General features: G+C 46.8%; 12 protein-coding genes. 11 read left to right on the top strand and 1 reads right to left on the bottom strand.

The features are described from left to right. A partial coding sequence (locus tag GX419_10580; GenBank protein NLI25138.1) for a GntR family transcriptional regulator occupies nt 1-542 on the bottom strand: 542 nt, incomplete at its 3' end. Nucleotides 543-685: 143 nt separating this feature from the next. Here GX419_10580 and GX419_10575 point away from each other — a divergent pair. The 11 genes from GX419_10575 to GX419_10525 all read left to right on the top strand — a co-directional run. Further along, nucleotides 686-1945, top strand: coding sequence for a 2-oxo acid dehydrogenase subunit E2 (locus GX419_10575; protein NLI25137.1), 1260 nt, complete (start codon nt 686-688; stop codon nt 1943-1945). Between the two features lie 33 nt (nt 1946-1978). After that, nucleotides 1979-4435 (top strand): dehydrogenase, encoded by a 2457-nt coding sequence (locus GX419_10570; GenBank protein NLI25136.1) that lies wholly within the window; start codon nt 1979-1981, stop codon nt 4433-4435. A 13-nt stretch (nt 4436-4448) separates the two neighbouring features. After that, a complete protein-coding gene (locus GX419_10565) occupies nt 4449-5648 on the top strand; it encodes a mannitol-1-phosphate 5-dehydrogenase (GenBank protein NLI25135.1) in 1200 nt (399 codons plus the stop codon). A gap of 11 nt (nt 5649-5659) precedes the next feature. Then, on the top strand, nt 5660-6490 hold the full coding sequence (locus tag GX419_10560) for an HAD family hydrolase (GenBank protein ID NLI25134.1): 831 nt from the start codon (nt 5660-5662) through the stop codon (nt 6488-6490). Continuing rightward, a complete protein-coding gene (locus GX419_10555) occupies nt 6487-7134 on the top strand; it encodes an HAD-IA family hydrolase (protein ID NLI25133.1) in 648 nt (215 codons plus the stop codon). Before GX419_10560 ends, GX419_10555 begins: the two co-directional genes overlap by 4 nt. Before the next feature lie 105 nt (nt 7135-7239). Further along, nucleotides 7240-8232 (top strand): aldo/keto reductase, encoded by a 993-nt coding sequence (locus GX419_10550; protein NLI25132.1) that lies wholly within the window; start codon nt 7240-7242, stop codon nt 8230-8232. A gap of 11 nt (nt 8233-8243) precedes the next feature. Then, on the top strand, nt 8244-9476 hold the full coding sequence (locus tag GX419_10545) for a hypothetical protein (GenBank protein ID NLI25131.1): 1233 nt from the start codon (nt 8244-8246) through the stop codon (nt 9474-9476). After that, nucleotides 9473-11443: an SDR family NAD(P)-dependent oxidoreductase gene (locus GX419_10540; protein ID NLI25130.1), complete on the top strand. Its 1971-nt coding sequence runs from the start codon at nt 9473-9475 to the stop codon at nt 11441-11443. Before GX419_10545 ends, GX419_10540 begins: the two co-directional genes overlap by 4 nt. A gap of 163 nt (nt 11444-11606) precedes the next feature. Beyond that, nucleotides 11607-12041, top strand: a complete 435-nt coding sequence (locus tag GX419_10535) for a DUF2721 domain-containing protein (GenBank protein NLI25129.1) — start codon at nt 11607-11609, stop codon at nt 12039-12041. Nucleotides 12042-12050: 9 nt separating this feature from the next. Beyond that, nucleotides 12051-13313 carry a zinc-binding dehydrogenase gene (locus GX419_10530; GenBank protein ID NLI25128.1) on the top strand — a complete coding sequence of 421 codons (1263 nt, stop codon included), beginning with the start codon at nt 12051-12053 and terminating at the stop codon, nt 13311-13313. A gap of 14 nt (nt 13314-13327) precedes the next feature. Beyond that, nucleotides 13328-14134, top strand: an 807-nt coding sequence (locus tag GX419_10525) for a DMT family transporter (GenBank protein ID NLI25127.1), incomplete at its 3' end; no start/stop codon positions are given.

The raw sequence follows: 14134 nt of genomic DNA, 5'->3' as shown, positions 1-14134 counted from the left end.
TGCTGTCCTCCGATAATTTCAATCTGATAGCGGGTTCGGAGGATTTCAAACAAAGAACGGTCTTTGAACTGCAGGGAGGTAAACCGCGGAAGGTTTACATTGGGTATATAATTGATATCGTAAAAGATCGGCCGACCATTGTACAATCTCAGCCGTTCCATATAAATACAGCCTGATTCCTTTTCAAGGGAAGACAAAGGAAACATAAATTCCTCATCCCATGGTCTGATCGTCGGTTTAACAAGAATTTCGGTACGGAGGTTATTGGCGCCCAGTGCAGATGTTGTACCGGCAACCGAAAGAATTCCAATGTCTTTTGGGAAAGAACGAACGATGCTGCCCTTTCCCTGCTGCCGGACAATGAATCCTTCGGCCGCCAGACGGCTCAGGGCCTGGCGTACAGTCGGACGCGTGAGGTTATGAATCCGGCAGAGTTCATTTTCAGAAGGAAGCAGATCTCCTTCGCGGTACACTCCTTCCCGGATATGCCGCCGTAAAAGTTCATACAACTGCCGGTGCTGTGGTATGGAATGATCGTTCACAACCCAAATATAAGAAAAAATGATCTATCAGAATGTAAATATACAAAATTAACTTGTAAATACAAGCTAAAATATATACATTTGTATCGACTGTATTTATTATTATATTTTGAACTAAATATAAACTTGTAATTACAAGTCATATGGCAGTACCAGTCATTATGCCACGGCAGGGACAGAGTGTAGAAACCTGCATCATCAGCAAATGGCATAAAGCAAAAGGAGATCCTGTCCGGCCGGGGGATCTGCTGTTTTCGTATGAAACCGATAAAGCGGCATTTGATGAGGAAGCCAAAACAGAAGGTGTGCTTCTGGAGATTTTCTTTCGGGAAGGAGAGGAAGTACCGGTTCTGTCAAATGTAGCCGTTATTGGACAAGTTGGCGAAGATCCTGCACCCTTCCGCCCCGGGTCAGCAACTTCCGGCGAACGGGATTCCCGTGGCGAGGAAGAGGCAAAATCTCCCGCTACCAGTGCTTCCGTTACCAGACAGCCCGAATTGAAAACGGAAGGAAAGAAAAGAATTTCGCCGCGCGCCCGACTTCTTGCAAGGGAGCTTGGTATTGATCCCGGTCAGTTGCAGGGATCAGGACCCGGAGGCAGGGTTGTTGAACGGGATGTAAGAAGCGCCGCTGAAAGCAGAAAGAAAGAAATCCCATCAGCACCTCTGGCCGAAAAAGTCGCGCAGGAACCCATATTTTCAGGTGAAGACAGCCGGACAGAAAAACTCAGCAATGTGCGAAAGCTTATTGCTGCTGCCATGCACGCTTCCCTGAGAGAATCGGCCCAGCTGACTCACCATACCAGTGCCGATGCCAGGAAGTTACTGGAACTCAGAAAACAGTTCAAGCTGGAAGCTGAAAAAGGAAGCACTTATAACATCACCATAAATGATATGGTATGCTATGCTGTTGTGAAGGCATTGCTCAAGCATCCGCATATTAACGCGCATTTTCTGGGTGATTCCATCAAAATTTTCACAAAGGTACACCTTGGAATAGCCGTGGATACGGAGCGGGGATTAATGGTTCCTTCCCTGAGAAATGCCAATGAGTATACCCTTCAGGGTCTTTCGTCGAAGCTGAAACAGCTTAGTGAGCAATGCCGAAAGGGATCTGTCAGTCCGGACCTTCTCTCTCCTGCCGCTTCGTCATTTACAGTTACCAATCTTGGTTCCTATGGTATTGAAATGTTCACTCCGGTTCTGAACCTGCCACAGGTAGGTATTCTGGGAGTAAACACCATCATCTACCGCCCGGGTGATCTGGGGAATGGAATTATTGGCTTTATTCCCGTCATTGGTTTATCTCTCACTTATGATCATCGGGCCATTGACGGAGCGCCGGCTTCAGCTTTCCTGCAGGAAGTCGGGCATCAGATAGAAAGTCTTTCGGTCGAAAAATAATCCAGAAATCGTAAACCCAATATTCGATTAGCTATGCCAAAGAGCCAGTTTATCAATCCAAAGGAAGTAAGAAAACCTTCAGAAATCCGGTTTGGCACCATTCCGGTAAACCAGTATCAGAAATCAGTGAAGGACGAGATGAACCGTTTCGGTAAGGATGATTTCCTGCGCATATACCGCGACATGGTCATCATCAGGGAATTTGAAACCATGCTGAACCTGATAAAAACCAAGAATGAATACGAGGGGATACAGTACAATCATCCGGGGCCGGCGCATCTTTCCATCGGTCAGGAAGCTGCAGCCGTTGGAATGGCTTATACACTAACCATTGATGACTATATTTTCGGAAGTCACCGCAGTCATGGTGAAATACTGGCCAAAGGGTTGTCGGCCATTGCCAGGCTGACAGATGAACAGCTTATGGATATTATGAAGAATTATTTTGGAGGATCGGCTCTTCGCGTGGTGGAAAAAGGCTACAAGGGCGATGCAAAGGGATTGGGTATCCGGTTTTTACTGTACGGGACCCTGGCAGAAATTTTTGCCCGTGAGAATGGTTTTAATAAGGGACTCGGAGGATCGATGCATGCCTTTTTTACTCCCTTCGGTATTTATCCGAACAATGCCATCGTTGGCGGTTCCGGTGACATTTCGGTGGGGGCGGCATTGTACAAGAAGGTTAACCGGAAACCCGGCATTGTTGTCTGCAATATCGGAGATGCCTCGATGGGGTGCGGACCGGTATGGGAAGGTATTTCCTTTGCCACCATGGACCAGTTTTATACCCTGTGGGAAGAAGGGTATCGTGGGGGACTACCCCTGGTTTTCAATTTTATGAACAATTGTTATGGTATGGGGGGACAGACCATGGGTGAAACCATGGGTTTTGGAATTCTTGCCCGTGTGGGCGCCGGGGTTAATCCCGACATGATGCATGCCGAGCGGGTTGACGGATATAATCCTCTTGCTGTTATTGATGCTTTTGAACGCAAACGGAAAATTATTGAAGCGGGAAGAGGGCCGGTTTTGCTCGATACTTTGACTTACAGGATCAGCGGCCATTCTCCGTCGGATGCTTCTTCCTACCGGTCGAAAGAAGAAATCGAAGCCTGGATGGCAGAGGATTCCATTCAATGGTTTGGAAGGCAGCTTACGGAAGCCCGAATTGCTTCGGAAAGTGAACTGGAGAAGATGCGCAAGGAGACAACTTCCCTTATCAGAGAAATTCTGTCACTTACAGTGGATGATACGGTATCCCCCAGGATGAATGCCGAGTTGATCGGGGAAATGATGTTTTCGAACGGATCGGTTGACAGTTTCGGAACCGGTAAACCGGACGTACTGATTCCGTTGGAAGAAAATCCTCGTATACAGCAGATTGCCAAAAAGGAGCGGTTTGCCTTTGATGCGCAGGGGAAACCGGTTTCCAAAGCGAAGGTTTTTCAGTTGCGTGACGCAATTTTTGAAGCCATTATCGATCGGTTCTATAAGGATTCCAGTCTGATTGCCTATGGGGAAGAAAACCGCGACTGGGGCGGGGCATTTGCCGTCTACCGTGGTTTGACCGAGGCTCTCCCCTACCATCGCCTGTTCAATTCGCCCATCTCTGAAGGGGCCATTGTAGGAACTGCTATAGGATATGGAATGTGCGGAGGAAGGGTGATAGCCGAAATTATGTACTGCGACTTTCTTGGCAGAGCGGGGGATGAAGTGTTCAACCAGCTTCCCAAGTGGCAGAGCATGAGCGGGAATATGATCAAAATGCCGGTGGTTGTTCGCGTTTCTGTTGGTTCAAAATACGGCGCACAGCATTCCCAGGACTGGTCTTCGCTGGTAGCTCATATACCCGGTCTCAAGGTTGTTTTTCCGGCTACGCCCTATGATGCAAAGGGATTAATGAATGCGGCCCTACAGGGAACAGATCCTGTTATCTTCTTTGAAAGTCAGCGTATATACGACATAGGCGAAATGTTTCATCAGGGAGGAGTGCCCAGGGAATACTATGAAATACCCATTGGAGAGCCTGATGTCAAGCGACCCGGAAAAGACATTACTATCCTCAGCATTGGTGCAACGCTATATAAAGCCGTTTCGGCAGCGGACATTCTGAAAAGCCGGTTTGGGCTGGAAGCGGAGATTATCGATGCCCGCTCGCTGGTGCCATTCAACTACGAACCGGTTATCGAAAGTGTAAAGAAAACCGGAAAGATAGTACTGACCAGTGATGCCTGCTCCCGTGGATCCTATCTGAAAGATATGGCACAAACCATCAGTGAACTGGCATTTGATTATCTGGATGCACCTCCGGTTGTGGTTGGTTCACGGAACTGGATTACCCCTGCCCACGAAATGGAACAATATTTCTTTCCACAGGAAGACTGGATTATTGATGCCATTCATGAAAAAATACTGCCTCTTCCGGGACATAAGCCAAAGAACAACTTTACAAATGATGAACTGATCAAACGCAACCGTAAAGGAGTTTGATTAAATTTGCTGCATGCGTGAGAAAAAATTAGTTCTTTTCGGTGCAGGAAAAATCGGCCGCTCTTTTATTGCCCAGCTTTTTTGCCGTAGCGGTTATGAAACTGTATTTGTTGACATTAACAAGGACATTATAAACGAACTCAACCGTAGGAAAAGGTACCATGTACTTGTCAGAGGGGAGCAGGACGAGGCAATTGAAGTATTTCCCGTACGGGGTATTTTATTAAGTGATGAAGAGCAGATTGTCAGGGAAATACTTACCGCTGATCTTCTCGCCGTTTCAGTTGGGCAGGCGGGACTGCCGGCAGCCCTTCCGGTTATAGCCAGGGCGCTGGTTGCCTGTTACAATCTTGATCCGGAGAGGAAAACGGATATCATCATTGCCGAGAATTTGCGGAATGCAGCAGAGTATTTTCTGGAAGAACTTCCCGTTTACCTTCCTCCCCGTTTTCCGCTGAGGGATGTCGTAGGTCTTGTTGAAACCAGCATTGGCAAGATGGTTCCTCTTATTCCGGAAAAAGATGCACGAAAAGATATTCTGCTGGTATATGCCGAACCATACAATACCTTAATTCTTGACGGGAAAGCATTCCGGAATCCAAAGCCTGAAGTGGAAGGCCTGGCGTTCAAGGACAACATGAAAGCATGGGTCGACAGAAAATCGTTCATTCACAATCTTGGTCATGCTGCTCTGGCCTATCTCGGATATCTTTACGATCCGGGTCTATATTATACATGGGAAGCCCTGGAAAACAAAAGATTGAGAAATGATGTAAGAAATACCATGCTGGAAGCGGCAGCTGTCCTTGCCAAAAAATACCCAGGGGAATTTACTCTTGAAAGTCTTGAAGAACATACGGATGATTTGCTTCACCGTTTTGCCAACCGGCATCTGGGCGACACTATATTCCGGGTAGGATGCGATCTGTACCGTAAGTTGGGTCCTGCCGACCGGCTTGCCGGTGCCATCCGGCTGGCAATGGATGTCAGCATGCCCTATGATAAAATTTTATATACCCTGGTTGCCGGCATATATTTCCAGGCCACGGATGAAAAAGGCGAAATGCTGCCTTCTGACCAGGAATTTCATAAACGCTACAGAAACCAGATTGATGCCGTGCTGAGGGAGGTTTGCGGGTTCGAAGAAGAAATATTCCCCGGGTTATTTGAGAAGGCCCGTGCCTGTAACCGGCAGATTCTTGGCCTGGAATAAACACAATTTCTATGAATAAGAAAAAGATTGTAGAAGAAATCAGAAAAAAGAGGGGGTTTATCTGTGACATGGACGGAGTTCTGTACCATGGAGAACGCCTGTTGCCCGGTGCCCGGGAATTTGTTGAATGGCTGACAAAAGAAAAGAAGCAATTCCTGTTTCTTACCAATGCCAGCGAACGCACTCCCAGGGAGCTTCAGGAAAAGATGAAACGCATGGGCATCGAAATTGACCGGAGCCATTTTTATACCAGCGCATTGGCTACCGCTGCCTTTCTTCAGAGCCAGAAACCGGGCGGCAGTGCCTTTATTATCGGAGAGGCAGGACTCATCAATGCATTGTACAATGTGGGGTATTCAATGAATTCCGTTGATCCCGACTATGTTGTCATGGGAGAAACCAGTTCATACAGTTACGAAAAAATTGTACAGGCGGTAAGGCTGGTAATGAAAGGCGCCCGTTTGATCGGCACAAATCCCGATGTTTCAGGGCCTTCCGGCGGAGGTATTGTTCCTGCCACCAAGGCGCTGATAGCACCAATCGAAATCGCTACCGGCAAAAAAGCCTATTTTGTCGGAAAACCGAATCCGTTGATGATGCGAATTGCCCTGAAAAAACTCAATTGCAGCCGTGAAGAGACCATCATTATCGGCGACAGGATGGATACCGATATTGTTGCAGGCATTGAAGCAGAAATTGATACCTGCCTTGTCCTGAGCGGCATAACATCCCGCGAAATGATCAGAAAATTTGCCTATCGTCCGCATTATATTCTCAACGGCCTGCAGGATATTGTGAAAGACATTTCATCGCAAAATACAAATGAAAGTGTTTTATCATGAGTCTGAAGGGTATTTTGTTCGACATGGATGGTGTTCTGGTAGATTCGGAAGAATTTATCTGTGAAGCCGCTATCCGTATGTTTAAGGAAAGGGGCCTTGAGGTAAAAGCCGAAGACTTTGTCCCGTTTGTCGGTATGGGCGAAAACAGATACCTTGGCGGAGTTGCTGAAAAGTATCATTTTCCTTTTGATCGGGAGAAAGATAAGCAACGCACCTATGAAATTTACGGAGAGCTGACAAAAGGAAGGCTGAAAGCCTTGCCCGGCGTATATCAGTTTGTAGTTCAGTGCAGGAAAAAAGGGTTAAAAATAGCCATTGCGACAAGTGCCGATAAAGTGAAGCTGGAGATAAACCTTCAGGCGCTTCAGTTTCCTGACGGAACCATTGACGCAACGGTAAACGGGCTGGAGGTCGAACACAAAAAGCCGGATCCGGAAATTTATCGGGTTGCAGCGCAAAAGCTTGGTCTGCGCCCGGAAGAATGCCTGGTGGTTGAAGATGCCGTAAGCGGCGTAAAAGCAGGTAAAGCAGCCGGATGCAGAGTACTTGCCGTGCTCACAAGTTTTCCTGCTGAAAAACTGAATGAAGCCGACTGGGTTTGCACTTCATTGGCCGAAGTGCCTGCCGGGGCACTGGAATGGTGATGGTGCAACAGAATATTGACCTTAAAATATTATGAGCAACCGATAAAAATACCGGGAATCATACTAAACAAATCCGAATCAATGAACTTATAAAAAACGAACATTATGGAATATCGTCAATTAGGAAAAAGCGAACTGGAAGTTTCCGTCATCGCTTTTGGAGCATGGGCTATCGGTGGATGGATGTGGGGGGGTGCTGACCGGAATGATGCCCTGAAAGCACTGCATGCTGCCATTTCCAATGGAATGACAACCATCGACACAGCGCCTGCCTATGGTTTTGGTCTGAGCGAAGAACTGGTCGGCGAAGCCATTAAAGGAAAACGCGACAGGGTTCAGATTCTTACCAAATATGGCCTGCGGTGGGATGTACAAAAAGGACAGTTCTTTTTCCCAACCCGAGATAATGCCGAGAAACCGGTTGACATGTACCGTTATGCCGGAAAAGAAAGTGTAATTGAGGAATGTGAAAACAGCCTGAAACGTCTCAAAACCGACTATATCGATCTTTACCAGATTCACTGGCCCGACCCGACAACCCCCATTTCTGAAACCATGGAAGCGGTGGAGAAACTGATTCAACAAGGGAAAATCAGGGCGGCCGGAGTTTGCAACTACGATGTTGAACAGTTAAAAGAAGCCATACGGGCATTACCTGTTGCTTCCAACCAGGTGCCTTACAGTATGGTTCGAAGAGATATTGAGAAAGACCTGGTTCCCTACTGCCTGGCGTCCCACACGGCCATTATTGCATACAGTCCGTTGCAAAGAGGTCTTCTTACAGGAAAAATCAAACCAGGGTATGTGTTTGGTGAAGGAGACACCAGGCCCGCCACACCGCATTACAGGGAACCCAATCTGAGCAGAATTCTGAAGTTTCTTGAAGAACTGAAACCTCTGGCAGAGAACAGGAAAATTACGCTGGCCCAACTGGTGCTGAACTGGACCCTCCAGCAGCCCGGAATAACCTGTGTACTGGCAGGAGCCCGCAATGAGAAACAGGTTACAGAAAACCTTGGCGCAGCCAAATTTATGCTCACGGCAGATGAAATCAAAACCATCCAGCAAAAACTCGATCAACTGGTTCTGGAAGTATAAAAGGAAAGCCTATGAACTATTTCCAAAGTTTACCATCCGAAGACATTCTTTTGTCGTGGTATCGACAACATGACCACAAGGAGTGGTATCGGGTAAATGCACACATTCACACTCCCTATTCCTTCAGTTCGTTTGATACCATTGAAGCCATTTTTGAACAGGCCGTGTCGGAAAACATTAAAGTATTGGGCATCAATGACTTTTATGTTGCTGACGGATATGATGAATTTGGCCGTCATGCATCGCTGAACCGCATATTTCCTCTGTTCAATATTGAATTCATCGGGCTGATGAAAGCAAAACAGGAACAGGGAATACGGATAAACGATCCCAACAATCCCGGCAGAATATATTTCAGCGGCAAAGGCCTTGACCACCCTTTTCATACAGGCTTTTTGAACAGCCTGCGGCTGAAATCGGTGCGAAAAGAGTCCCAGGAGCAAATCAGGCGGATGATTGAGAAAGTGCAGAAAATCATCGGAGAGATTGACAGGAACATTTCGTTTGATTATTCCTATGTAAAAAAGAATTTTGCCCGGCAGCTGGTCAGGGAAAGGCATATAGCCAAAGCGATCAGAGTTATAGCGGAAGAAAAATACAGGAATGTGCAGGAAAGGAGTGCGTTTTATGCGAAGCTTTTCGGTATAAATGAATATACTGATCCTGAAAGGCCGGATGTAACAGAGAATGAAATACGGGCCCGATTGCTGAAAGCAGGGGGAAGAGCATTTGTTCCTGAAGATGAACGGTCATTTCTTCCGGTACAGCGCATTATCAGCACGATACTCCAGGCCGGCGGTATTCCCTGTTATCCTGTTCTTCTTGATGATCCCAAAGGTCATTTTACAGAATTTGAAGCCGATAAGGAACGGCTCATGCAGGATCTTCTGCAACTGAACGTTCGCTGCATTGAACTGATTCCCGGACGCAACAGCCTGAACATTCTTTCAGAATTTGTAAGGTATTTTCACGGACATGGCTTTGTTGTGGTTTTCGGCACAGAGCATAATGCCCCCGGACACCTGCCCCTTGAAGTGATGGCCCGGAACAAAGAACCCTTACCGGAAGATTTGCTTAAAATTAATTACGAAGGGGCATGCCTGATTGCGGCACACCAATACCTTCGCAGCCGCAAAAAACAGGGATTTGTTTATCCTTGCGGAACACTGGCTGTTGAAAAGAAAGAACAGTTTGAGGAACTTGGACGCGCTGTCATAACCTATTTTATTGAAAAAGAACGATGAATGCATCATTGGAAAAACTCATTGAAATTTCCCGGGAATACGGAAAAAACAAAGATTTTGTACTCGGCGGAGGAGGAAATACTTCCTTCAAGGATGACCGGTACCTGTGGATTAAGGCAAGCGGTGTATCACTCGCTGACATTACGGAAGAAGGTTTTGTCCAGCTTGACCGCGGCAAGCTTGCGGTTATCGCCGAAGCCAGTTACAGTGAAGATTCTGATGAACGGGAACGGCAGGTAATGGCCCATCTGCACCAGGCCATTGTGGATCCTGAAAAGGGAAAAAGGCCTTCGGTTGAGACATCCCTGCATAACCTTATCGCTTATACCTACGTTGTGCACATGCATCCATGGCTGGTGAATGCCCTTCTGTGTGCCAGGAATTCAGCACGGATTTCTCATGAAATCTTTGGTGATGAAGCTCTTTACATTGGTTATACCGATCCGGGCTATGTGCTGTTTAAAAAACTATCGGCCGAAATTGAAAAGTACCGTCAGGTTCATGGAAAAGATCCTCAGATCATTCTTCTGGAAAACCATGGGATTTTTATAAGTGCTGATACAACCGAAGAAATAAGGAAACTGTATCAGGATGTTTTTGAAAGGATATCCTCGAAAATACCCCGGAAGTTTTCCTTCGAAACCCGTGAGGTTCCTGATCATGCAGCTGACGTTCTGCCGGCCATACGAATGGCATTGTCGGAGCAGGGTTTAAAGATCGTGTCCATCCGGAACAATACTCTTATTGAGCACTTTGCAGAAGATCAGACCCGTTTTCAGAAGGTTTCCCTTCCGTTTACACCCGATCAGATTGTTTACTGCAAGGCAAAATACATCTACATACCCAATGCCCATACTGCCGGAGAAGTTGTTTCCTCCTTCCTGCACCAGTTGGAGAGGTTCCGGCAGGAATTCGGGTATGATCCGAAAATCATCCTTATCAAAGGAATGGGGCTTGCAGCCGTTGACGCCCATTACAATGCTGTTCAGACAGCCCTCGATGTATATGAAGATCTGATGAAGATTAGTTATTTCTCGGAATTTTTTGGTGGGCCCCGGTTTATGACCATGGACCAGATATCTTTCATTGACCATTGGGAAGTGGAAAATTACCGGCGCAAGGTGAGTATTTCGGACAGGCAGGGACGCCTGAACGGGAAAATAGCATTGGTTACCGGGGCAGCACAGGGTTTCGGGAACGGAATTGCACGTGGTTTATTCCATGAAAATGCCCATGTTGTAATAGCCGATATAAATGATGAAGCAGGACAACAGCTGGCTGACGAACTGAACAGCAAGTCGGGCAAAAACAAATCCCTTTTTGTTCATGCCGATGTATCGGATCCGGAGTCGGTTAAGAAAATGATAAAAAGTACCGTTCTTGCATTCGGCGGTATTGATATTCTCATCAGCAATGCCGGTATTCTGCAGGCAGGGAGTCTTGATGAAATGGAACCGGATGTATTTGAACGCATTACCCGCATCAATTATATGGGGTATTACCTGTGTGCAAAATATGCATCCCGCATTATGAAAATACAGCACGAGCAGAACCCCGGGCACTTTATGGATATTATTCAGATCAACAGCAAATCCGGGCTTCGCGGAAGCAACAAAAACTTCGCCTATGCCGGAGGAAAGTTCGGTGGAATAGGTCTTACCGAATCGTTTGCACTCGAACTGATCCCCTATCGCATCAAGGTAAACTCCATCTGTCCGGGCAACTTTTTTGAAGGGCCTCTTTGGAGTGATCCCCGGAAAGGGTTGTTTGTTCAGTATCTGCAGGCAGGGAAAGTTCCCGGGGCAAAAACGATTGAGGATGTCAAGGCATTTTATGAGCAGCAGGTTCCTGCCGGCAGGGGATGCAGAGTTGAAGATGTCATGAAGGCCATTCTTTATGCCATCGAACAGGAATATGAAACAGGGCAGGCTATACCGGTAACGGGAGGACAGGTGATGCTGAAATAGAATGCCGTTGCGTGCTCATTTTCTGATCATTATAGCTTCGAATCCATTAGAGATTATCAACTACTGCAATTTATAAAAGCCAACAATTCAGATTAATTTATAAACTTAAACCCATATGGCAACACCTTTCACCGATGCACCGGTAGTGGAAATTATTCAGGCGGTGCTGGCTCCCGGAATTATGATTTCGGCATGTGGTCTATTGTTGCTGGGAATGAACAACAAATATTCCCTGGTTGTTAACAGAATACGTTTACTTGATGACGAAAAGCGAAAGCTAACTGTTCGCAGGGAGGAAGAAGGCCTGAAGGAACATGAGTCCAGACGGCTGGCAAACATCAGTGCCCAGATAGGAAAGCTGGCGTACAGAATAAAGCTGGTGCGGAATGCGGTTATTGCCTATTCGATTGCAGTGGGGTTGTTCATATTGTCATGCCTTATGATAGGATTTCTGTTGTTTTTCTCCGGCACGATTTTTTCGGTACTTGCCCTCCTTTTGTTTTTAACGGGCATGGTTTCCGTATTTGCCGGAGTAATCTATGCGGCTTTAGAAACAAGAAAGGGCTATCAGATAGTAGAGATTGAAGTTCATCAATAAAAGAAAAGAATGAAGACCAAAGCAGTAAGGTTGTACGGAAAAGATGATCTCCGGCTGGAGGAGTTTGATTTGCCTCCTATAAAGGACGACGAGATCCTGGCGCACGTAATATCTGACAGCATTTGCATGTCATCTTACAAAGCCACCAAACAGGGTGCCGAGCACAAGCGGGTACCCAATAATGTACATGAGCACCCGGTGATTATAGGCCATGAGTTTTGCGGAGAAATTGTGCAGGTGGGATCAAAGTGGAAGGACAAGTTCACGCCCGGCCGGAAATTTGCCATCCAACCGGCCATGCCGATTCACGGTAAATTCGATGCACCCGGTTATTCCTATTCCTATTGCGGAGGAGATGCAACCTATGTAATCATTCCTCCCGAGGTAATGGAGACTGACTGTTTGCTGGAATATAACGGAGAAGCTTATTTTTATGGCAGTCTGGCAGAACCCATGTCGTGTATTACCGGCGCCTTTCATGCGAATTACCACACCCGCTATGGAAGTTATGTACATCAAATGGATATTATGCAGGGGGGCCGTATGGCCATACTTGCCGGGGCAGGGCCTATGGGACTGGGAATGATTGATTATGCCATTCACCGCAGCATAAAACCCTCCCTGCTGGTAGTTACCGATATAGACGAAGCCCGTATTTCGAGGGCCATAAAGCTTCTGCCCCCGGAAGAAGCTGAACGAAACGGAGTACGATTGGTGTATCTGAACACCCGTAATCTGGAAGATCCTGAGAAAGAGCTTCTTTCAATCACGGAAGGAAAAGGCTTTGATGATGTATTTGTTATGGCTCCCGTAAAGCAGGTAGTTGAGCAGGCCGATCATATCCTCGGGCATGATGGTTGCCTTAATTTTTTTGCAGGGCCGACTGATCCTGGATTCAGTGCCCTGTTTAACTTTTACAATGTACACTATTCCAGCACCCATGTTGTAGGCACCAGCGGAGGCAATACAGATGATATGCGCGAATCACTCGATCTTATGGCCCGTGGCATTATCAATCCGGCGACCATGATTACCCATGTCGGAGGGCTCGATGCGGTAGCCGAAACCACCAGGCATCTTCCGGAAATTCCCGGAGGGAAAAAACTCATGTATACCAATATCAGTATGCCGCTCATAGCCATTGCCGACCTGGCGGAATACGGGAAAAATGACCCGGTTATGGCTCAACTGGCAGAAATCGTTTCACGACATAACGGGTTATGGAATGCTGAAGCCGAGAAATATTTACTCGCCCATGCCAAACCCATTTAACGAACCCCAACTGCATGATCTGGTCATTGCTGGCAGTTGCCTCAGCTTTTCTGCTGGGCATATATGATATATTGAAAAAAAGTTCCCTCAGGGGAAATTATGTTTTTCCTGTACTCTTCATTTCCTGCGTAACAGGTGCATTGCTCTTTCTTCCGACTATTCTTTTTTCATCGGCAGGATACCTGTTGCCGGGATCTTTACTGTATGTCCCTGAAATCAATTCCGAGGCGCATCTTTTGATATTTTTCAAGTCTGTTCTGGTTGCCTCTTCCTGGATTCTCGCCTATTTTGCCATCAAACATCTGCCACTGACCATTGCTTCTCCCATTAGAGCCTCGGCACCTTTGTGGACCCTGTTGGGGGCGGTATTTTTATTTGGCGAAAAAATGAACGGCCTGCAGTGGGCCGGTATTTTCATTACCCTTCTGTTTTACTATCTGTTTTCACTGGCAGGAAAAAAAGAGGGGATTGATTTTCGCAGGAACCGATGGATTTTGTATATGGTTCTGGCGACCATTCTCGGGTCTGTCAGTGCGCTTTATGACAAATTTCTGGTATTGCGTCTGGGCCGTATGGCAGTGCAGGCATGGTATTCAGTTTATCTGGTACCGGTAATGCTTGTTATGCTGTTTATTTCATGGCAAAGCCGCAGGAGCAGTTTTTTTCCTTACCGGTGGACATGGACCATTCCGCTGATTGGCATTACCTTATCGGTAGCTGATTTTCTGTATTTTTATTCCTTATCGGTGCCGGGGGCATTGATCGGAGTTGTATCCACGCTGAGGCGAGGAAGCGTGCTGGTATCCTTCCTTGGAGGCGCC

The sequence above is a fragment of the Bacteroidales bacterium genome (assembly GCA_012517825.1).
In the GTDB taxonomy this organism is placed as follows: domain Bacteria; phylum Bacteroidota; class Bacteroidia; order Bacteroidales; family JAAYUG01; genus JAAYUG01.
Note: the sequence above shows the minus strand (reverse complement) of the source record. Positions and strands in the feature narration are given on the sequence as shown.